This is a genomic window from Amycolatopsis sp. NPDC050768, from assembly GCF_040654155.1.
Lineage (GTDB): Bacteria > Actinomycetota > Actinomycetes > Mycobacteriales > Pseudonocardiaceae > Amycolatopsis.
In genome coordinates this window covers 14,104-33,565 of sequence record NZ_JBFAHL010000004.1, presented here as the reverse complement: position 1 = coordinate 33,565, position 19,462 = coordinate 14,104, and the positions used below count along the sequence as shown (strand labels likewise).

The following is a 19,462-nucleotide window of genomic DNA, read 5'->3' as shown; positions in this document are numbered from 1 at the left end:
ATCAGCCTTTCACCGCGCCGGACATCCCGGAGACGAGCCGGCGTTGCACCAGCACGAAGAACACCAGCACCGGGATCGTCATGAGGGTGGACGACGCCATCACCGCGCCCCAGTCGGTGTCCTCCGGTTTGAAGAACACCAGGATCGCCTGCGGCAGCGTCTGGTTCTCGGTCTTGGAGATGATGAACGTCTTCGCGAACAGGAAGTCGTTCCACGCATGGATGAACGCCAGCACGCTCACGGCGACCAAGCCGGGCGCCACCAGCGGGAACAGGATCTGCCACGTGAAGCGCATCCGCGACGCGCCGTCCAGCTTCGCCGCTTCCTCCAGCTCCACCGGCACCGCCGCGACGAACCCGCGCAGCATCCAGATCGCGAACGGCAGGCTGAACGCCAGGTGCACCAGCACGAGCGAGCCCAGCTCGTTGAGCCCGAACGCCGGCGCGACCGCGCCGATCTGGCGCATCAGGAAGAACAGCGGGATCGTCAGTGCCTCCACCGGCACCATCTGCGCCACGAGGATCATCACCAGCAGCACCGTGCGCCCGCGGAAGCGGAACCGTGTGAGCGCCACCGCGGACAGGAAGGACAGCAGCAGCGACAGCACCACCGCGGCGAGCGCGACCACCAGGCTGTTCACGAAGAACCGGCCGAAGCCCGACACGGTGAGCACCCGCTGGAAGCTGTCGAGTGAAGGTGCAAGCGTCCACGGTTTCGGGTTGGCCGTCTGGATCTCACCCGCCGGCTTGAACGCCGAGAGCACCATCCAGTAGAGCGGGAACGCCACGATCCCGGCCACCACGACCGTGATGATCTCCGCGACGAGCCGGCCCGGCCGTCGCACCCGGCGGTGGCCCGTGGTTTTCGCGGGGGACCGCGCACTGATCACAGCCATGCGGTGCTCCGGCGCTGGGACCGGACGTACAGCCCGGTGATCGACAGGAGCAGCACCGTCATCACGACTCCGATCGCCGAGCCGAGGCCGTACTCCTGCCCGGCGAAGGCCTGCTGGTAGGCGTAGACGTTGAGCACGAGGTTGCGCCCCGCCACGCCGCCGCCGTTGGTCATCACGTAGATCTGCGTGAACACCTTGAAGTCCCAGATGATCGACTGGATCGTCGCGATCATCAGCAGCGGCCGCACCATCGGCAGCACGACCGTCCACGTGCTGCGCCACATCGACGCGCCGTCGAGCGACGCGGCCTCGAGGACCTCCTCCGGGATCGCCTTGATCCCGGCGTACATCGTGACCAGCACGAACGGGAACGAGCACCAGACCACCTCGGCCGCCACGAGCCCGAACGCGCCGAAGGTGCCGAACGTCCAGGAGTGGTGCGCCATACCCGTGAAGCCGATGCCCGAGAGCACCTCGTTCACGAGACCGAAGTCGGTGTCGAAGAGAAACAGCCACACGTACGAGCCGGCGATCGCGGGCGTCGACCACGCGCCGAGCGCCGCGAGGAACAGCAGCGTGCGCGGCACCGCGCGCACCCTCGACGCCAGCACCGCCAGCGCCGTGCCGACCACGAGGCTGCCGATCACGCACGCAGCGGCGAACCCGACGGTCTTCGCGAGCACCGTCCAGAACTGCACGTCCTGGAGGAGCGCCGCGTAGTTGTCGAAACCGAGGAACACCAGCGGCGCCGCGCCCGCGGCTTGGGGCTGCCCGTAGTCGTAGAACGAGATCAGCACAAGCTGGTAGATCGGGTACACCAGCAGCGCCGCGAGCAGGATGCCCGCGGGCAGCAGGTACATCAGGGCCGCCCGGCCGTCCCGGCGCCGGCGCGCGCGTCGGGGCGCGACCGGCGCCGGGACGGAGACGGGCAGCTGCTGGGTGACCATCAGCCGAAGTTCTTGTTCATCGCCGCCGTGGCGTCGGCGAGCGCCCCGTCCACGTCCTTGCCGCCGGTCGCGATCTGCTGGACGGCGGTGGGCAGCACGTTCTGGCTGTCGATCTTCGACCAGCCGGGTGTGCTCGGCACGAACTTCGTGCCGGCGGCGAGGGTGTCCACGAACGGCTTGAGCGTCGGGTCGCTCGCCGCGAGCTTCTTCTGCACGCTCTCCAGCGTGGGCAGGTTGCCCATGGCGTTGTACATCTTCTCCTGGTACTTCGCCCCGGCCAGCAGCTCCGCGAACTGCACGGCGAGCCCGTGGCGCTTGCTCGCGCCGAACACACCCAGCAGGTTGCCGCCGGCGAACGCGGGCGCGACCGAGCCCGGGGTGGTGCCCGGCAGCGGGACCACGGCGTACTTGCCCTTCACCGCGCCCTGCTCCACGGCCTTGCGGTTGAAGTCACCGCCGATGGTCATCCCGGCCTTGCCGCCGGCGAACGCGGTCACGCTTTGCGTGCCGGTGAGGTTCGCGCACGCGGCGGGCGGGCAGATGTCGTCCTTGAGCAGGTTCGCGTACGCGGTGATGCCGGCCTTCGCCTGAGCGGATTCCACAGTGGACGTCCACTTGCCACCGTCGGACTTGGCCACGTCACCACCGTTGGCCCAGACGAACGGCAGGAGCGCGTAGGTGTACTTGCCGCCGGTCGAGATGCCGTAGAGGTCGGGCTTGGCGGCGTGGATCTTGCGGGCGTCGTCGGTCAGCTCCGCGAGGGTGGCCGGCGGCTTGAGGCCCAGCTCGGTGAACACGTCGGTCCGGTAGTAGAGGGCGCGGATGCCGGTGTACCAGGGCAGGCCGTAGGTCTTGCCGCCCGACTTCGCGGTGTCGAGCACCGAGGGCAGCAGGTCCTTGCCCTCGCTCCACGACGAGATGTCGCCCGTGAGGTCGCTGAGCGCGCCGGTCTGGGCGTAGCTCGCCACATCGGTGTTGCCGAACTCGGCGACATCCGGGGCGTTCGACGGGTCGTTGAAGGCGCCGGAGAACTTGTCGGCGCGGCCCTCGACCGGCACCCACTGCACGTCGACGTCCACGCCGGCGTGCGCGGCCTTGAACTCGGTGATGGCCTCCTTCACCGCCGCTTCCTTGGGTGCGCGGCTGGCCTCGTCGAACAGCCACACCCGCAGGGTGCCGGTCTGGTCGTCCCCGCCGGCCGCGGCCGGGGCGGACTGCGTGGGTGCGCAGCCGGCCAGGAGGGCCAGCGCCGCGGCGACACTGATGACGGTGGACGGACGACGCACTCTCATCGTTGAGCTCCCAGAGGGTAGGGCCCGCAGGCGACGGACCGGTCGGTCCGCCGCCTGCGGGCAACGCCGGGTCAGGCGAAGAAAACGGAGTTGGCCGACGGCACGGCCAGCGAGCCGGCGACCGCGCCGGGTAGGCCCGTGGCCGGGTCGCGCGGCAGCCAGGTGACGGTGCCCGAACGCTGGTTGGACACGTAGAACCAGCGCTCGTCGGGCGAGAGCGCGAGGTGGCGCGGCCAGTTGCCCCCGGTGTCCACACCGGACATCAGCTTCAGCGTGGTGCCGCCGCCGGAGACCGAGAACGTGGCGATCGTGTTCGGACCGCGCACGGTCGCGTAGACGAACTTCGCGTCCTTCGACACGGCGATCTCACCGGGGAACAGGTCGCCGGTGCTGCCGGCCGGCACCGCCGGGACGACCGCGAGCGGCGTGAGCTTGCCCGCCGCCGCGTCCCAGGACAGCACGGTGATCTCCGGCCGCAGCTCCTGCGCGAGGTAGGCGTAGCGGCCGTTCGGGTGGAACGCCAGGTGCCGGGGTCCCGCGCCGGAGGGGAGCTCGACCTGCTGGTGCAGCGCGAGTTTCCCGCTGCCGGTGTCGAGCGAGTACACGTAGACCGAGTCGGCGCCGAGGTCGACCGACAGCACCCACTGGCCGGTCGGGTCGTTCACCACCTGGTGCGCGTGCGCGTCGCGCTCGGCCCCGGTGTGCTGCTGCACGTCGGTGGCCGGGCCGAGCTTGCCGCCCGCCAGGATCGGCAGCACGACCACGCTGCCCGAGCCGTAGTTGGCCGCCAGCACGTACTTCTGGCTGCTGTGCACCGACAGGTGCGTGGGCGCGCTGCCCTTCGACGACACGGAGTTGAGCAGCCTCGGGCTCGTCGCCGTGGTGACGTCGAGCGCGGAGATCGCGCCGTTCGGGTCGCCCTCGTTGGTCACGTAGAGGGTGCGGCCGTCGCGGCTGCGGTCGAACCACGACGCGTCGGGCACGCCCGCGACGGTGCGTACCGGGGTGAGCGCCGGCGCGGTGCCCGTGCGGCCTGTGACGTCGAGGCCGTGTCCGGCCGGTGGGGTGCTGGTGTAGCTGCCGACGTACGCGGTGGTTCCCGCGTCTCGCGGGCACGCGACGGGTGCGGCGCTCGCGAGCTGGGTGCTGAGCACGGTGCCGAGTCCGGCGGCGCCGGCGGCGCCGAGGAACGTGCGACGGGAAAGTCCGGCCATCGAGGTTTCTCCCAACGGTGAGGGGACCAGAAGGTGGTTCAGACCACTGCCATGATCAATGCTGCCACGACGAAGCCGCTGACGGAAAGGACCGTTTCGAGTGCGGTCCACGTTTTCAGCGTCTGGGGCACGGAAAGACCGAAGTAACGCGACACGATCCAGAACCCGCCGTCGTTCACGTGGGAGGCGATGATCGAGCCCGCGGAGATCGCGATCACGATCAGGGCCAGCTGCGGCTGCGAGTAGTGCAGCTCCACCACTGTCGGCGCGACGATGCCGCTCGTGGTCACGATCGCGACCGTCGCCGAGCCCTGCGCGATGCGCATGCCGCAGCTGATGATGTACGCCGCGAAGATCACCGGCAGGCCCGCGTCGCCGAGTGAGCCGGCGACGGCCTTGCCGATGCCGGTCGCCGAGAGCACCGCTCCGAAGAACGAGCCCGCGCCCACCACCAGCAGGATCATCGCGACCGGGCGCAGCGCGTTCGTCGACAGCTGCGCCAGGTCCGCGCCCGTCATGCCGCGGCGGCGGCCCAGCAGCCACGATGCGAGCAGCGTCGCGATCGTCAGCGCGATGGCCGGGGTGCCCAGGAAGGCCGCGACCCCGGCGGCGCCGGAGTTCTTCGGCAGCACGATGCTGCCGAACGTGCCCACGAGGATCAGCACGAGCGGGATCGCGATGATGCCGCTGACCAGGCCGAGCGAAGGCGGGTCTGTGGCTTCGTCCTCATCGTCACCGGCGAGCTTCGCGAATTCCTCGGCGAGCGGCACGTTCACGCGTTTGCCGATCCACGTCGAGTAGAGGATGCCGCCGACGAACCACGCCGGGATGCCGCAGACCGCGCCCATCAGGATGAGCCAGCCGAGGTCCACGTGCAGCAACCCGGCCGCCGCGACCGGGCCGGGGTGCGGCGGGATGAACGCGTGCGTGATCGACAGACCCGCCAGCAGCGGCATCGCGTACAGCACGATCGAACGGCCGCCCTGCTTGGCCGCGGCGTAAACGAGCGGCGCCAGCACGAAGATGCCGATGTCGAAGAACACCGGGATGCCGAAGATCAGGCCGGACAGGCCCATCGCGAGCGGTGCGCGTTTCTCGCCGAAGGAGCGCAGCAGCGCCGAGGTCAGCACGCGGGCGCCACCGGAGCGTTCGAGGATCGACCCCAGCAGCGTGCCGAGGCCGATGATCGCCGTGATGTGCCCGAGGATGCTGCCGAACCCCTTTTCCAGCAAGGAGTCCGACGTTTTCTGCGCGGTGCCGACCAGTGTGCCGACCGGCAGCCCCGCGGCCAGCGCGGTGAGCACGCCCACCACGATCAGCGCGATGAACGGTTCGACCTTGACCTTGATGATGAGCACGAGCAGGACGGCGATCGAAACCGCGGCGAGCGTGAGCAGACCGCCGGTCGTGGTCTGCAGCCAGTGGATCATCGGCCCCTCCCGGGGTGACGAAGGGAATGGCCGGCGAGGGCGCCGGTGGGGTGGGTGTCCTCGATCGCGGCGACGCCGTTAACGAAAACGTGGGAGATCCCCTCGGCGGGCTGCCTCGGGTTTTCGAAGGTGGCGGTGTCGGTGATCGTGGCGGGATCGAACAACACCAGGTCGGCCGCGTACCCGGGGCGCACGAGGCCCCGGTCGGCGAGCCGCAGCCGCCGCGCCGCGCGTCCGGTGAGGTGCGCGACGCAGTCGGCCAGCCCGAGCACGCCCAGTTCACGGACGTAGCGGGCGAGGTACCGGGGGAACGTGCCCCAGGCCCGCGGGTGCGGCCGGTTGCCGACGAGCAGGCCGTCGGAACCGCCGGTGTGCGTGCGGTGGCGCATGATCGCCTGCACGTTCTCCTCGTGGCCGATGTGCATCAGGCACGAGGTGCCGAGGCGCTCGTCGACCAGCGTGGCGAAGTACAGCTCGGCGGGCGTTTTACCTTGTGCCCGCGCGGACTCCGCGACGCTGTGGCCCACGAGGCCGGCGTTGCTCTGCCGGCGCACGCCGTTGATCTCGATGCCGGACCAGTCGATGGGCACGCCGTGCGCGCCGTCCGAGCCGGTCTCCTCGATCTCGACGCGGATCCGCTCACGGCTGTCCGCATCGGACAGTCGCGCGAGAGTCGCGTCGAGCCCGCCCTCGGTGGCCCAGCTCGGCAGCAGCGCCGACAGGTAGGTGGCGCCCGGCAGATACGGGTAGGTGTCGAGGGTGATGTCTCCGCCGGCGTCGAGGGCGTCGTCCAGCAGCTTCAGCAGGTCCGGCGCTTTGCCCTTGTTGACGGAGAAGTTCATCGTGGCGTGCGCGAGGTGCAGCGGGCAGTCCGCGCGGCGCGAAACGTCGACCATCTCGGCGAAGGCCTCCAGCGCGCCCGCGCCGTAGCTGCGGTGGTGAGGGCTGTAGTAGCCGCCATGCGCGCCGACCACGCGGCACAGCTCGACGAGCTCGGCCGTGTCCGCGTACATGCCCGGCGTGTAGGTGAGCCCCGAGGACAGCCCGAAAGCGCCTTCTTCGAGCCCGGTCGCGATCAGCTCTTTCATGCGGTCGAGCTCGGCGTCGGTCGCCGGCCGGTTCTCCCAGCCGACGGCGAGCATCCGGACCGTGCCCTGCGGCACGAGGTAGGCGGCGTTCACGGCGACGCCGCTGTCGAGCCGGTCGAGGTACTCGCCGACCGAGCGCCAGTTCCAGTCGAAGCCGGCCGGGTCGTCGTTCCAGCCGGCGAGCTGCTGGCGCAGGGCTTCGAGCACGGTGTCGTCGACCGGCGCGTACGAGAGGCCGTCCTGGCCGAGCACCTCGGTGGTCACGCCCTGGGAGACCTTCGCGAGGTGGTCCGGGTTCGTGAGCAGCTGCAGGTCGGAGTGCGAGTGCATGTCGATGAACCCGGGCGCGAGCACGAGGCCGTCGGCGTCCAGAAGGCGCTTTCCGGTGAGCGAGCCCGGCTCGGCGACCTCGGTGATGCGGTCGCCGGTGACGCCGACGTCGCGGCGGGCCAGCGGGTCGCCGGTGCCGTCCGCGACTTGGGCGCCGCGGAAGACCAGATCCATCAGAACCACGTCCGCACGAAGTCGACGACCGTCTCGCCGTCGGTGTCCACCACCGGCAGCAGCGGCCACTTGTCGAACGTCGTGCACGGGTGCGAAAGCCCGAGCCGCACCCAGTCGCCGACCTCGACGGGCGAGCCGGCGGACAGCGCGAGGAACGCGTGCTGGTCGTTCAGCTTCGTCACGGCGTGGCCGGTCAGCTCGGCGTTGACGCCGTTCTTGCGCAGCAGCTGCGGCTCCGGCATACCCTCGTCGTAGGGCAGATCGCGCTTGCCGGCGGTGAGCAGCGCCAGCTCGGGAGTGGGCTTCGAGGTGACCTGCGCCCAGGCGTGCAGCGCGGCGTGGAACGGCGCGACGCCGGTCAGGCGTGGGTGCACGCCGAGCGGTGAGATCTCGCGGTAGAAGCCGTCGTCATGAGTCACGTAGGCGCCGCTGCGCAGGATCGGCAGCACATCCATCCCGTCCGGCCACGGTTTCGTGAGCTCCTGGGCCACACGGTCGAAGTACGCGCTCCCGCCGGCCGTCACGTACACCTGGCCTTCGGCGAGCAGGCCCTTTTCCGCGAACGCGATCGCCGAGTCGCGCAGGGTGTCCACATAGGAACTGATCTTGGCCAGGGCGGCGTCGTCGGTGTCGTGCGACAACGCGCCCTCGTAACCGCCGGTGCCGCGCAACCGCAGCGCCGGGCTCTTGGCGATGGCCTCGGCCACGGCCAGCGCGGTTTCGGGGTCGCGCACCCCTGTGCGCCCGCCTGCGCCGCCCAGTTCCACGAGCACGTCGACCGGCCGCGCGCAACCGGCCAGCGCCTCGGTCATCAGCTCGACGCCCCGCACGGAGTCGGCCCAGCACACGAACTCGAACGTCGGATCCGCCGCCAGCTCGGCCGCGAGCCAGCGCAGGCCCGCCGGGTCCACGAGCTGGTTGGCCAGCAGGATCCGCGAGACGCCGAACGCGCGGTAGATCCGCAGGTGCCCGGCGTTGGCGGCGGTGACGCCCCACGCGCCGTGCTCGAGCTGGCGCGCGAACAGCTCGGGCGCCATCGTGGTCTTGCCGTGCGGCGCGAGCGCGATCCCGTGCCCGTCACACCACGCGGCCATGGTTGCGAGGTTGTGCTCCAGCGCCGCGGCGTCGAGCACCACGAACGGGCCGAAGAAGCCGTCGGCGAACAGGTTCGCGCGCCGGGCCGCGGCCTCGTCGAGGGTGAGCCCGGCCAGCGCGGGCGCGATCGAGCGGAAGCGCCAGTCGATCTTCTCGTCCCGGCCTGCGCGGACGGCGGCGGCCAGGGCGGCGTGCTCGGAGCTGTTCATCGATTCAGACCTCGTGGACCGAATATGGTTGCGTATAGTGCAACGGGCGTTGCGCAAAATGCGCGACATAGGTGTAGCATCCGGTTCGCCACAGGTCAACGGGGTGACGGAACAGGGAGAAAGTCAGTGACGAGCCCGCCCGAGGTGCTCTGCATCGGCGAGTCGATGGCCCTGTTCGTGCCGGCCGAACCCGGCCCACCCGAACAGGTGCGCAGCTGGCTGCGCACCTTCGGCGGCGCCGAGTCGAATGTCGCGTGCCACCTGCCCGCGCTCGGTGTTCCGAGCGCGTGGGTGAGCGCGGTCGGCGACGACCCGTTCGGCCGCGCGCTGGTGCGGGAGATCGCTTCGGCCGGCGTCGACGTGAGCGGTGTCGAGATCGATCTGGCGCGTCCGACGGGCCTGTACGTCAAGGAAAGCGGCGCCCAGGGAAGCCCGGTGCGTTATTACCGCACCGGTTCGGCCGCCTCGGCGCTCGGACCGGACCTCGTGAGCCGGCTGCACCTCGGCGGCGTGCGCGTGCTGCACCTGTCCGGGATCACGCCCGCGTTGTCGGCCAGTTGCCTCGCGCTCGTGCGCGCGGTGCTGGAGGCCCCGCGCGGCGAGCGGCTCGTGTCGTTCGACGTCAACCACCGGCCGGCGCTGGGACAGGACCTCTCCGTGCTCGCGGAGCTGGCCGGGCGCGCCGACCTCGTGCTCACCGGCGACGACGAGGCCGAACGCGTGTGGGGGACCGGTGACCCCGCGCGGCTGCGGAAGCTGCTGCCCGGGCCACGCACCCTCGTGGTGAAGCACGGCGAACGCGGCGCGACGCTCGTCGAAGGCGAGGCGGCGCCGCTGTTCGAACCCGCGCTGCGCGTGGACGTGATCGAGCCGGTCGGTGCGGGCGACGCGTTCGCGGCCGGGTTCCTCGCCGCCACCCTGCGCGGCGCCGACCCGTCGACCCGGCTGCGCCGCGGGCACCTGCAGGCCGCCGCGACCCTGCTGACCCACGACGACGTCGGCGTGCCCCTGCCCGCCCCCGTGGTGGATACGCTGCTGCGCGCGGACGCCGAAGAGTGGAGCGCGGCCCGCCTGACGGGAGAGGGTGTGGTGGTGAGGTGAGCCAGAGTTTGGACCGGGCGCTGACCGTGCTGGCCGGGCTCGCCCGCGGCGCGAAGACGCTGGACGAGCTCGCCGAGGAGATCGGCGTGCACAAGACGACCGTGCTGCGGCTGTTGCGCACACTCGAGTCGCACCACTTCGTGCGCCGCGAGGGGACCCGCCACTACCGCCTCGGCAGCGCGCTGTTCGACCTCGCGAACCAGGCGCTGGAAGGCCACGACGTGCGCCGCAGCTCCCACGACTCGCTCGCGGCGCTCAACATCCGCACCGGGCACACCGTGCACCTCGCGTCCTATGAGGACGGCGAAGTCGTCTACATCGACAAGTTCGAAGGCCATCACTCCGTGCGGATGTACTCCCGAATCGGCAAACGCGCGCCCCTGCACTGCACCGCCGTCGGCAAGGTGCTCGTGGCCGCGATGCCGCGGGCGCGGCGCGAGGAGATCGCGCGTTCGCTGGACTACGTGGTGCTCACGCCGAACACGATCACCTCACCCGAGGCGTACTTGGCGGAACTGGAGAAGGTCGCCGAACGCGGTTACGCCGTGGACAACGCCGAGCACGAGGACTTCATCCACTGCATCGCGGCCCCCGTGCGCGGCGCGGGCGGCGAGGTGCTGGCCGCGGCGTCGATGTCGGTGCCGAAGGTGCTGCTGGACTACGACGGCCTGCTCGCGCTCGTGCCCGAGCTGAGGGCCGCCACCGACGAGGCTTCCGTCCACAGTGGATGGACGGGGAACGGAAAGGGGTAATGATGGGCAAGACGGCGATCACGACCGAGAACGCGCCGAAGCCGCCGGCGAAGTTCTCGCAGGCCGTCCGCAAGGGCAACATCCTGCAGGTCGCGGGCACGGTCGCGTTCGACCCCGCGACCGGCGCGGTCGTCGGCGACGACATCGCGACGCAGACGCGGCAGGTGTTCAAGAACATCGAGGCCCTGCTCACCGAGGCCGGTTCGGGCTGGGCCGATGCGGTGATGGTGCGCGTGTACCTCACCGACACGAGCCACTTCGCACCGTTCAACGAGGTCTACAACGAGCTGATCGGCGACGGCCCGCACTCGGCTCGCACCACGGTCTACGTCGGCCTGCCCGCCGGTCTCCTCGTGGAGATCGACGTGCTCTGCGTGCTCGACTGAGTTCGGTGCACTGAGTTTTGCCGGGTTCGCCTGGGCTCGCCGGGGTGGCTGGCCCAGGCGCCCGGGTCAGCCCAGCACGCTCGTGTAGGCGTTGATCGCCGGCTGGCCGCCGAGGTGCGCGTAGAGCACGTTCGACTCGCGGGGGATCTCACCGGAGCGGACGAGATCGATGAGCCCGGCCATGGACTTCCCCTCGTACACGGGGTCGGTGATCATGCCCTCGAGCCGCGCCGCCGTGCGGATCGCGTCCAGTGTGGACTCGTCGGGGATGCCGTAGACGCCGGCGTGGTAGCGCTCGTCGAGGAGCACGTCGCCGATGCCGGGTGCGCCGATGAGCTCCGCGGTGTTCTTGGCGATGCGGGTGATCTGCTCGCGCGTCTCTGCGGGCTTGGCCGACGCGTCGATCCCGAGGATCCGGCGGGGTTGTCCGCTCAGCGCGGCGCCCGCCACCATCCCGGCCTGAGTGCTCCCGGTGACCGAGCAGACCACCACGGTGTCGAAGAAAACGCCGAGCTCGCGCTCCTGTTCTTCCAGCTCCGCGACCCAGCCCGCGAAGCCGAGCCCGCCCAGCGGGTGGTCGGACGCGCCGGCCGGAATCGCGTACGGCTTCCCGCCGCCGTCCTGGACCTCCGCGAGGACCTGCTCCCAGCTCTCCTTGAAGCCGATGCCGAAGCCGGCCTCGACAAGCCGCACGTCGGCGCCCAGGATCCGCGACAGCTGGATGTTGCCGACCTTGTCGTGCAGCGGGTCGTGCCAGTCGACCCAGCTTTCCTGCACCAGCACGGCTTTCAGGCCCGCGCGGGCCGCGGCCGCGGCGACCTGACGGGTGTGGTTGGACTGCACGCCGCCGATGGAGACGAGCGTGTCGGCGCCCTGGGCGAGCGCGTCGGCCACGAGGTACTCGAGCTTGCGGGTTTTGTTTCCGCCGTAGGCGAGACCGGAGTTGAGGTCTTCGCGTTTGGCCCACACGGCCGCGCCACCGAGGTGCTCGGTGAGGCGGTCGAGCCGGTGGATCGGCGACGGGCCGATCATCAGCGGGAAACGCGGGAAGTCGGCGAGGCTCACGGGGTCTCCAGGGTTTCGGCGGTTTCCAGGCTGGCTTCGAGGTCGGACCAGATGGTCGAGGTGACGGCGGCGGCGGTTTCGGCGTCTCCGGCTTCGATCGCGTCGACGAGTTCGGTGTGCCGCCGGATCGAGCGGTGCGCGGGAAGGGAGCTGAAGCGCGCGTACTCGAGCCGGCGCAGCAGCGGGGTGTAGCGCTCGAGCGTCGCGGCGACGGCGCGGTTGCCGCACGCGCGTACGGGCACGTCGTGCAGTTCGTCGTCGGCGGCGATCGCCGCGGCGACGTCACCCGAACCGACCGCTGCGGCGAAGCGCTCGTTGGCCGCGCGCATAGCGGCGACCTGCTCGGTGCCGAGCCGGGGGAGGGCCTGGCGGATGGCGAACTCGTGCAGCGCGCGGACGAGCTGAACGGCGTCGCGCACCTCGTCGCCCGCGATCGCGGCCACGCGTGTGTAGCTCTGCGGCTTGGACTCGACGAGCCCGTCGCCGGCCAGGCGCAGCAAGGCTTGGCGCACGGGAGCGCGCGACTGGCCGAGCTCTTCGGCCAGGTCGGCGTCGCGCAGCGGGGTGCCGGGCGCGAGGCTGCCGTCGATGATGGCCTGGCGGATGCGGTCGTAGGCCTCGTCGCGCAGCAGCGGCCGGGTGACTTTGGGAAGCGGACTCACATCTAACATGTTAGATGTCTTTCGAGCTGTTCGACAAGGCCTTCGGGACTCCGGGACGACGAAGGCCCGTCCGCGGGGTGGCGGACGGGCCTCGGAAGCGACGGTCAGTAGACCGGGCCGGTGTACTTCTCGCCCGGGCCCTGGCCCGGCGCGTCGGGGACGGCGGAAGCTTCGCGGAACGCCTTCTGCAGCGACTGCAACCCGTCGCGCAGCGGGCCGGCGTGCAGGCCCAGGTACTCTACGGACGACGTGATGAGCCCGGCCAGCGCCGTGATGAGCCGGCGCGCCTCGTCGAGGTCGCGGTGGGGTGAGGTGTCCGGGTCGGCGTCGGCCAGGCCCAGGCGTTCGGCGGCGGCCGACATCAGCATCACGGCCGCGCGGCTGATCACCTCGACGCTCGGGATGTCCTCAAGGTCGCGGACGTCCGGGGAGTAGGGGGGCTGATGGGGGGAATACGGGGGCTGCGGCGAAGGTTGTTCTGACACGTCTGGTACCCTTCCACGAGCGACCAGCCCCTGAGGAATCGGGGGCGGCAAGTGGAGCCCCGCTCCCACCCGCGTCACCGCTTCAGGTGTCCGGGTCCGGTCTCGCCGAAGTGGTGGATGTCGGTACATCTGTCATTTCGGCGAAGCGTTCGATCCTGGTGATCGGGCGCGATCGGAGACAGAGCGGGCCCCGTGAACCGGCAGGATGCCGGAGACGGGGCCTGAGTCATGTGGGCACCAGGTCGAGAAGAGAAGTAGTCACTCGGACCAAGGAGGCCCCATCAGCTCCGAGACACGCATCAACGAACGTATCCGGGTGCCGGAAGTCCGGCTCGTCGGACCCAACGGCGAGCAGGTCGGCATCGTCCGGATCGAAGATGCGCTGCGGCTGGCACAGGAGAACGATCTCGACCTCGTCGAGGTCGCGCCTCAGGCCCGCCCGCCCGTATGCAAGCTCATGGACTTCGGCAAGTTCAAGTACGAGAGCGCGCAGAAGGCCCGCGAGTCCCGCCGCAACCAGCAGTTGACCGTCATCAAGGAACAGAAGCTGCGTCCGAAGATCGACCAGCACGACTACGAGACCAAGAAGGGTCACGTGTCGCGGTTCCTGGCGGCAGGCAACAAGGTCAAGGTCACGATCATGTTCCGCGGTCGCGAGCAGTCCCGGCCGGAGCTCGGTTTCCGGCTGCTGCAGAAGCTGGCCGACGACGTGACCGAGCTGGGCTTCGTCGAATCGTCGCCCAAGCAGGACGGTCGCAACATGATCATGGTGCTGGCCCCGCACAAGAACGTGAAGCCCAAGGCCGTCAAGGCCGAGGCCGAGGTGCCCGAGGCGTAACGCCTCCCGCAGCGCCGACCAGCACAGTCAGCGGCACACCGGGGGACCGGTGTGCCGCCGCACGGAAGAGGACAGAACAACCATGCCGAAGATGAAGACGCACAGCGGTACGTCCAAGCGGATCCGCGTGACGGGCACGGGCAAGCTGCGCCGCCAGAAGGCCGGCCGCCGGCACCTGATGGAGAAGAAGTCCAACCGCCTCACCCGCCGTCTCGAGGGCACCACGGAGCTCTCCAAGACCGAGGCCGGCCGGGTCAAGCGCCTGCTCGGGATCTGACTCTCCCCGTACTCGCACCACATCACTCCGGGGTCTCCGCGCCCCCTGAAACCGACAGGATGGACCAGTGGCACGCGTCAAGCGGGCGGTCAACGCCCAGAAGAAGCGTCGCGCAACTCTCGAACTGGCCAGCGGCTACCGCGGCCAGCGTTCGCGGCTGTACCGCAAGGCCAAGGAGCAGACGCTTCACTCGCTCAACTACGCCTACCGCGACCGCCGCGCGCGCAAGGGTGACTTCCGCCAGCTGTGGATCACCCGTATCAACGCGGCCGCTCGGGCCAACGGCGTGACCTACAACCGGTTCATCCAGGGCCTCAAGGTCGCCGGTGTCGAGGTCGACCGCAAGATCCTCGCGGACCTCGCGGTCAACGACGCTGCCGCCTTCACGGCGCTCGCCGAGCTCGCCAAGGCGAACGTCAACACCGGCGAAGCGAAGTCGGCCTGACCGGCAGTTTTCCGCGACCCGGGGCGGTCCCGTTCACCGAACGGACCCCCCGGGTCGTTGCTGCGCGCAAACTGACGCGCCGCGCGGAACGCGAAAAGACCGGCCGCTTCCTGGCTGAGGGCGTCAACGCCGTCGAGGCCGCTTTGGCCCACGGCACCGTTTTCGAGCTGTTCGCCACGGAACGCGCGGCTTCGGCGCACCCCGAGTTGATGACCGCCGCCTCCTCGGCGGGTGTGGCCGTTTCGCTCATCACCGACCGCGCCGCCGACGGCCTGTCGGAAACCGTGACCCCGCAAGGCCTCGTGGCCGTGTGCGCCCTGGTCGACCGTCCACTCTCGACGGTGCTGACCGGTGCTCGACTGGTGGTCGTCCTGGTGGACGTCGCCGAACCCGGCAACGCCGGCACCGTGATCCGCGTCGCCGACGCCGCGGGCGCCGACGCCGTGATCCTTGCGGGCGACACCGTCGACCCCCACAACGGCAAGAGCGTCCGCGCCGCCGCCGGCAGCACCTTCCACGTCCCGCTGGCCCGCGAGCGTGACATCCCGTCGGTGCTTACGTCGCTGAGCGCCGCCGGCCTGCGCACCCTGGCCGCCCACGGCTACGCGGACACTTCGCTCGACGAGATCACGTTCGGTGACCCGGTCGCGTGGATCTTCGGCAATGAGGCGCACGGCCTGTCCCCGGCCGTCCTGTCGGCGGCCGACGCCGCCGTCCGCATCCCGTTGTACGGCAAAGCCGAAAGCCTCAACCTGGCCACGGCGGCCGCTGTCTGCGTGTACACGGCCGCGATGGCCGCGCACCGCTGACCGGCGCCGTCGCGCGCGGCCGATCGCGGCCGGTGCGGAGGCGGGCTCCTTAGCGGAGGGTGAGCGGCCGGGGCCGGTGGCCGATCCCCTAGACTGGGCTGCCCGATGTGCACGTGCGGCTTCCTGCCCGTGCGCTGCCGCTCAACCCGTCCCAGCGGACGCCGAGGAGTCATGTCCGGAGCCACAGACAAGCCGGTCGACGTGCTCGCACCGGAAACCCTGCGTGCGGCGATCAAGGCGGCCGAAGAGGCCTTCGCGGGTGCCACCGACCTGGAGGCGCTCGCCGCCGTCAAGCCGGCGCACCTCGGGGACCAGGCGCCGCTGCTGCTCGCGCGCCGGGCCATCGGCGCGCTGTCCAAGCAGGAGAAGGCCGACGCCGGCAAGCGGGTCAACGAGGCCCGCCAGGCCGTCCAAGCCGCGTTCGACGAGCGCCGCGCGGTGCTGCAGGCCGAGCGGGACGAGCACGTGCTGCGCGAAGAGGCCGTCGACGTCACGCTGCCGTGGGACCAGATCCCGCGCGGCGCCCGGCACCCGATCAGCACCGTGTCCGAGCGCGTGGCCGACGCGTTCATCGCGATGGGCTACGAGGTCGCCGAAGGGCCCGAGCTCGAGGCCGAGTGGTTCAACTTCGATGCGCTGAACTTCGGCAAGGACCACCCCGCGCGCCAGCTGCAGGACACGTTCTACGTGGGCGAAGAGGACTCCGGCCTGGTGCTGCGCACGCACACGTCGCCGGTGCAGGCCCGCAGTCTCCTGCACCGCGACCTGCCGGTCTACGTCGTGTGCCCGGGCCGCACCTACCGCACCGACGAGCTGGACTCCACGCACACGCCGGTGTTCACGCAGGTCGAGGGCCTGGCCGTGGACAAGGGCATCACCATGGCCCACCTCAAGGGCACGCTCGACGCGTTCGCGCGCGCGATGTTCGGCGAGAGCTCCAAGACGCGGCTTCGCCCGCACTTCTTCCCCTTCACCGAGCCGTCCGCCGAGGTGGACGTGTGGTTCGAGGAGAAGAAGGGCGGCCCCGGCTGGGTCGAATGGGGCGGCTGCGGCATGGTCAACCCCAACGTGCTGCGCGCGTGCGGCGTCGACCCCGAGGTGTACTCGGGCTTCGCGTTCGGCATGGGCATCGAGCGGACCCTGCAGTTCCGCAACGGCATCCCGGACATGCGCGACATGGTCGAAGGCGACGTCCGGTTCACCCTTCCCTTCGGAACGGAGGCGTAGTGCGAGTCCCGGTGAGCTGGCTGACCGAGCACCTCGACGTGGGTGACGAGGTCACGCCCCAGGACCTGGCCGACGCCTTCGTGCGGATCGGGATCGAGGTCGACGAGCTGAGCGAGCTCGGCCCCGTGACCGGCCCGCTCGTGGTCGGGCGCGTCGCCGAAATCGAGGAGCTGACGGGCTTCAAGAAGCCGGTGCGGTTCTGCCGCGTCGAGGTCGGCGAGGAGCCGGAGTCCGAAGAGGACACCGCCGCGTCCGATGAGGACGACGACGAGGACGACGAAGGCCCCATCGAGAACGAGGGCCCCCACGGCATCAAGACCCGCGGCATCGTGTGCGGTGCCGCCAACTTCGCCGAGGGCGACCTCGTCGTGGTCGCACTGCCGGGCGTTGTGCTGCCGGGCGACTTCGAGATCGCCGCGCGCAAGACCTACGGCAAGGTCAGCGACGGCATGATCTGCTCCGCCAAGGAGCTGGGCCTCGGCGAGGACCACAGCGGCATCCTCGTGCTGCCGCCGGGCACCGCGAGCCCTGGCGACGACGCCAAGGAGCTGCTGGGTCTGTCCGACACCGTCATCGAGGTCACGCCGACCCCGGACCGCGGCTACGCGCTGTCGATCCGCGGCCTCGCGCGCGAGCTGTCCAACGCGCTCGACGTGCCCTTCGGCGACCCCGCGAACATCGACATCCCCGAGGCCGAGGGCGACGCGTGGCCGGTGCGGGTCGAGGACCCCGAAGGCTGCCCGCGGTTCGTGCTGCGCCGCGTGAAGGGCCTCGACGCGACGGCGCCGTCTCCCTGGTGGATGCGCCGCCGGCTGATGCTCGCCGGGATCCGGTCGATCTCGCTGGCCGTCGACGTCACCAACTACGTGATGCTCGAACTCGGTCACCCGCTCCACGCGTTCGCGACCACCGCCATCCAGGGCGACCTGGTGGTGCGGCGCGCGAAGACGGGGGAGAAGCTGACCACTTTGGACGACGTCGTGCGCACGCTCGACGCCGACGACATCGTGATCGCCGACGACTCCGGCGTGATCTCGCTCGCGGGCACCATGGGTGGCGCCGGCACGGAGATCACCCCGGAGAGCACCGACGTGCTCCTCGAAGCGGCGCACTGGAACCCCGCGTCGATCAGCCGCACGGCGCGTCGCCACAAGCTGTTCTCCGAGGCGGCCAAGCGCTTCGAGCGCTTCACCGACCCGGGCCTGTGCGCGGCCGCAGTCGAGCTGGCCGCCAGGCTGCTGCGCCAGTACGGCGAGGGCGCCATCCAGCCCGGCCGCACCGACGAGGGCGGCGTCGCGCCGCTGCCGCCGGTCACCATGCCGATCAACCTGCCCGACCAGGTGGCGGGCGTGCGCTACGAGCGCGGCGTCACCGTCCGGCGGCTCACCCAGATCGGCTGCAAGGTCCAGGTGAGCACCAGCGACGCCGGCATCTCCTCGGTCACCGCGAACCCGCCGAGCTGGCGCGCCGACCTCGTGCAGCCCGCCGACCTCGTCGAGGAGGTGCTGCGGCTCGAGGGCTACGAGAGCATCCCGTCGGTTCTGCCTGCGGCGCCCGCGGGCCGTGGCCTCACCGAAGAGCAGAAGCGCCGCCGCGGTGTCGCCCGTGCTCTGGCCGAGGCGGGTTACGTCGAGGTCCTGCCCTTCCCGTTCGTCGGCGACTCGGTGTGGGACTCCTTCGGCCTGCCCGAGGACGACGTGCGCCGCAAGACCGTCCGCGTGCGCAACCCGCTCGAAGCCGACCACGACCGCATGTCGACGACGCTCCTGCCCGGCCTGCTCGACACGCTGCAGCGCAACGTGTCCCGCGGCATGAAGGACGTCTCGCTCTTCCACATCGGCCAGGTCGTGCTGCCGAAGCCGCACCAGCTGAAGGTGCCGGACCTCGGCGTCGAGCACCGGCCGAGCGACGAAGAGCTTGCCGTGCTGGAAGCCGCCGTGCCCGCCCAGCCCGTGCACGTCGCCGTCGTGCTCACCGGCCTGCGCCGCCGCGCCGGCTGGTGGGGGAAGGGCGAGCCGGCCGGCTGGGCCGACGCCGTCGAGGCCGCCCGCCTGGTGGCCGAGGCCGCCGGCGTGGAGCTCACGGTGCAGGCGGCCGACCTCCCGCCGTGGCACCCGGGCCGCTGCGCCCAGCTGCGCGTGGGCGACTGGCCGGTGGGCCACGCGGGCGAGCTGCACCCCAAGGTCGTCGAGGCCCTGGGCCTGCCGCCGCGCACCGTCGCCATGGAGCTCGACCTCGACGCCATCCCGCTGCCGGACTCCCGCCCGGCACCGAGGGTCTCGGCCTACCCGCCGGTGCTGCTCGACGTCGCCCTGGTCGCCGGCTCCGACGTCCCGTCCGCCGACCTCGCCGAGGTCCTACGCTCGGGCGCCGGTGAGCTCCTCGAAGACATCGCGCTCTTCGACGTCTACACCGGCACTCAGATCGGCGAAGGCAAGCAGTCCCTGGCCTACAAGCTCCGCTTCCGGGCCCCGGACCGCACCCTGACGGTCGACGAAGCCACCAAGGCCCGCGACGCCGCCGTCTCCGCCGCCGGCGACCGCTTCGGAGCGACGCTGCGGGCTTGACCCCCGCAGCACCACCTGACCGATCTCGGTCCAGTGGGCCGGAGACACCGCCTCGCCGCGGAGTTTCCGGCCCACTGCCGTTTCTCCGCCGCCGGCTCTCCACTGTCGGCTCTCCACTCGGTGCCGGCTCCGGGCGCTGGCCGCTGGTGCCTGCCCCGGTGCCGGTCTCGGGTG

Annotated in this window: 19 protein-coding genes; 9 read left to right on the top strand and 10 right to left on the bottom strand. The window is 70.8% G+C overall.

Annotated elements, in window-relative coordinates; all coding sequences use genetic code 11:
• Position 1: 1 nt before the first annotated feature.
• From AB0H62_RS13195 to AB0H62_RS13165, 7 genes are all read right to left on the bottom strand, one after another.
• Positions 2 to 895, bottom strand: a complete 894-nt coding sequence (locus tag AB0H62_RS13195; protein WP_360586064.1) for a carbohydrate ABC transporter permease — start codon at positions 893 to 895, stop codon at positions 2 to 4.
• Positions 886 to 1,842 (bottom strand): sugar ABC transporter permease, encoded by a 957-nt coding sequence (locus tag AB0H62_RS13190; RefSeq protein WP_220241972.1) that lies wholly within the window; start codon positions 1,840 to 1,842, stop codon positions 886 to 888. Before AB0H62_RS13190 ends, AB0H62_RS13195 begins: the two co-directional genes overlap by 10 nt.
• Positions 1,842 to 3,134, bottom strand: a complete 1,293-nt coding sequence (locus tag AB0H62_RS13185; RefSeq protein ID WP_220241971.1) for an extracellular solute-binding protein — start codon at positions 3,132 to 3,134, stop codon at positions 1,842 to 1,844. The genes AB0H62_RS13190 and AB0H62_RS13185 overlap by 1 nt, the downstream gene beginning before the upstream one ends.
• A 71-nt stretch (positions 3,135 to 3,205) precedes the next feature.
• On the bottom strand, positions 3,206 to 4,348 hold the full coding sequence (locus tag AB0H62_RS13180) for a lactonase family protein (RefSeq protein ID WP_220241970.1): 1,143 nt from the start codon (positions 4,346 to 4,348) through the stop codon (positions 3,206 to 3,208).
• Positions 4,349 to 4,386: 38 nt separating this feature from the next.
• The gene (locus tag AB0H62_RS13175) at positions 4,387 to 5,778 is read right to left on the bottom strand and encodes a gluconate:H+ symporter (RefSeq protein WP_220241969.1); all 1,392 of its coding nucleotides are present in this window, start codon (positions 5,776 to 5,778) and stop codon (positions 4,387 to 4,389) included.
• Entirely contained in the window at positions 5,775 to 7,370 is a 1,596-nt protein-coding gene (locus tag AB0H62_RS13170; protein WP_360586060.1) for a D-aminoacylase, read from the bottom strand. The genes AB0H62_RS13175 and AB0H62_RS13170 overlap by 4 nt, the downstream gene beginning before the upstream one ends.
• Positions 7,370 to 8,674, bottom strand: coding sequence for an amino acid deaminase (locus AB0H62_RS13165; protein WP_360586058.1), 1,305 nt, complete (start codon positions 8,672 to 8,674; stop codon positions 7,370 to 7,372). Before AB0H62_RS13165 ends, AB0H62_RS13170 begins: the two co-directional genes overlap by 1 nt.
• 126 nt (positions 8,675 to 8,800) lie before the next feature.
• Here AB0H62_RS13165 and AB0H62_RS13160 point away from each other — a divergent pair, with 126 nt between their 5' ends.
• The 3 genes from AB0H62_RS13160 to AB0H62_RS13150 are packed head-to-tail and all read left to right on the top strand — an operon-like array spanning position 8,801 to position 10,913.
• Positions 8,801 to 9,775: a sugar kinase gene (locus tag AB0H62_RS13160; protein WP_360586056.1), complete on the top strand. Its 975-nt coding sequence runs from the start codon at positions 8,801 to 8,803 to the stop codon at positions 9,773 to 9,775.
• Positions 9,772 to 10,527 (top strand): IclR family transcriptional regulator, encoded by a 756-nt coding sequence (locus AB0H62_RS13155; protein ID WP_360586054.1) that lies wholly within the window; start codon positions 9,772 to 9,774, stop codon positions 10,525 to 10,527. Before AB0H62_RS13160 ends, AB0H62_RS13155 begins: the two co-directional genes overlap by 4 nt.
• A 2-nt stretch (positions 10,528 to 10,529) precedes the next feature.
• Complete coding sequence (locus AB0H62_RS13150) at positions 10,530 to 10,913, top strand: RidA family protein (protein WP_360586052.1); 384 nt, start codon at positions 10,530 to 10,532, stop codon at positions 10,911 to 10,913.
• Positions 10,914 to 10,979: 66 nt separating this feature from the next.
• On the opposite strand, the gene AB0H62_RS13145 is transcribed toward AB0H62_RS13150, so the two are convergent.
• The 3 genes from AB0H62_RS13145 to AB0H62_RS13135 form a co-directional block, all read right to left on the bottom strand.
• Complete coding sequence (locus AB0H62_RS13145) at positions 10,980 to 11,978, bottom strand: 1-aminocyclopropane-1-carboxylate deaminase (protein WP_220241963.1); 999 nt, start codon at positions 11,976 to 11,978, stop codon at positions 10,980 to 10,982.
• A complete protein-coding gene (locus AB0H62_RS13140; protein WP_360586050.1) occupies positions 11,975 to 12,640 on the bottom strand; it encodes a GntR family transcriptional regulator in 666 nt (221 codons plus the stop codon). The genes AB0H62_RS13145 and AB0H62_RS13140 overlap by 4 nt, the downstream gene beginning before the upstream one ends.
• A 104-nt stretch (positions 12,641 to 12,744) precedes the next feature.
• Positions 12,745 to 13,125 carry a DUF1844 domain-containing protein gene (locus AB0H62_RS13135; protein WP_220241961.1) on the bottom strand — a complete coding sequence of 127 codons (381 nt, stop codon included), beginning with the start codon at positions 13,123 to 13,125 and terminating at the stop codon, positions 12,745 to 12,747.
• 205 nt (positions 13,126 to 13,330) lie between these two features.
• On the opposite strand from AB0H62_RS13135, the gene infC reads away from it, so the two are divergent.
• From infC to pheT, 6 genes are all read left to right on the top strand, one after another.
• Positions 13,331 to 13,963: a translation initiation factor IF-3 gene (gene infC, locus AB0H62_RS13130; RefSeq protein WP_220241960.1), complete on the top strand. Its 633-nt coding sequence runs from the start codon at positions 13,331 to 13,333 to the stop codon at positions 13,961 to 13,963.
• An 82-nt stretch (positions 13,964 to 14,045) separates the two neighbouring features.
• Positions 14,046 to 14,240, top strand: coding sequence for a 50S ribosomal protein L35 (gene rpmI / locus AB0H62_RS13125; protein ID WP_220241959.1), 195 nt, complete (start codon positions 14,046 to 14,048; stop codon positions 14,238 to 14,240).
• A 67-nt stretch (positions 14,241 to 14,307) separates the two neighbouring features.
• On the top strand, positions 14,308 to 14,685 hold the full coding sequence (gene rplT / locus AB0H62_RS13120; RefSeq protein ID WP_220241958.1) for a 50S ribosomal protein L20: 378 nt from the start codon (positions 14,308 to 14,310) through the stop codon (positions 14,683 to 14,685).
• Positions 14,682 to 15,494, top strand: coding sequence for an RNA methyltransferase (locus AB0H62_RS13115; protein ID WP_220247852.1), 813 nt, complete (start codon positions 14,682 to 14,684; stop codon positions 15,492 to 15,494). Before rplT ends, AB0H62_RS13115 begins: the two co-directional genes overlap by 4 nt.
• A 171-nt stretch (positions 15,495 to 15,665) precedes the next feature.
• Entirely contained in the window at positions 15,666 to 16,721 is a 1,056-nt protein-coding gene (gene pheS / locus AB0H62_RS13110) for a phenylalanine--tRNA ligase subunit alpha (protein WP_220241957.1), read from the top strand.
• Positions 16,721 to 19,288, top strand: coding sequence for a phenylalanine--tRNA ligase subunit beta (gene pheT, locus AB0H62_RS13105; protein ID WP_360586046.1), 2,568 nt, complete (start codon positions 16,721 to 16,723; stop codon positions 19,286 to 19,288). Before pheS ends, pheT begins: the two co-directional genes overlap by 1 nt.
• The last annotated feature ends 174 nt before the right edge of the window (positions 19,289 to 19,462 follow it).

What these genes read in the sequence shown, in the direction of transcription:
- AB0H62_RS13150 (WP_360586052.1), top strand. Translation starts at nt 10,530, where the DNA reads ATGGGCAAGACGGCGATCACGACCGAGAACGCGCCGAAGCCGCCGGCG.
- AB0H62_RS13185 (WP_220241971.1), bottom strand. Translation starts at nt 3,134, where the DNA reads ATGAGAGTGCGTCGTCCGTCCACCGTCATCAGTGTCGCCGCGGCGCTG.
- pheS (WP_220241957.1), top strand. Translation starts at nt 15,666, where the DNA reads ATGTCCGGAGCCACAGACAAGCCGGTCGACGTGCTCGCACCGGAAACC.
- AB0H62_RS13195 (WP_360586064.1), bottom strand. Translation starts at nt 895, where the DNA reads ATGGCTGTGATCAGTGCGCGGTCCCCCGCGAAAACCACGGGCCACCGC.
- rpmI (WP_220241959.1), top strand. Translation starts at nt 14,046, where the DNA reads ATGCCGAAGATGAAGACGCACAGCGGTACGTCCAAGCGGATCCGCGTG.
- infC (WP_220241960.1), top strand. Translation starts at nt 13,331, where the DNA reads ATGCCGGAGACGGGGCCTGAGTCATGTGGGCACCAGGTCGAGAAGAGA.
- AB0H62_RS13165 (WP_360586058.1), bottom strand. Translation starts at nt 8,674, where the DNA reads ATGAACAGCTCCGAGCACGCCGCCCTGGCCGCCGCCGTCCGCGCAGGC.
- AB0H62_RS13190 (WP_220241972.1), bottom strand. Translation starts at nt 1,842, where the DNA reads ATGGTCACCCAGCAGCTGCCCGTCTCCGTCCCGGCGCCGGTCGCGCCC.
- AB0H62_RS13170 (WP_360586060.1), bottom strand. Translation starts at nt 7,370, where the DNA reads ATGGATCTGGTCTTCCGCGGCGCCCAAGTCGCGGACGGCACCGGCGAC.
- AB0H62_RS13175 (WP_220241969.1), bottom strand. Translation starts at nt 5,778, where the DNA reads ATGATCCACTGGCTGCAGACCACGACCGGCGGTCTGCTCACGCTCGCC.
- AB0H62_RS13180 (WP_220241970.1), bottom strand. Translation starts at nt 4,348, where the DNA reads ATGGCCGGACTTTCCCGTCGCACGTTCCTCGGCGCCGCCGGCGCCGCC.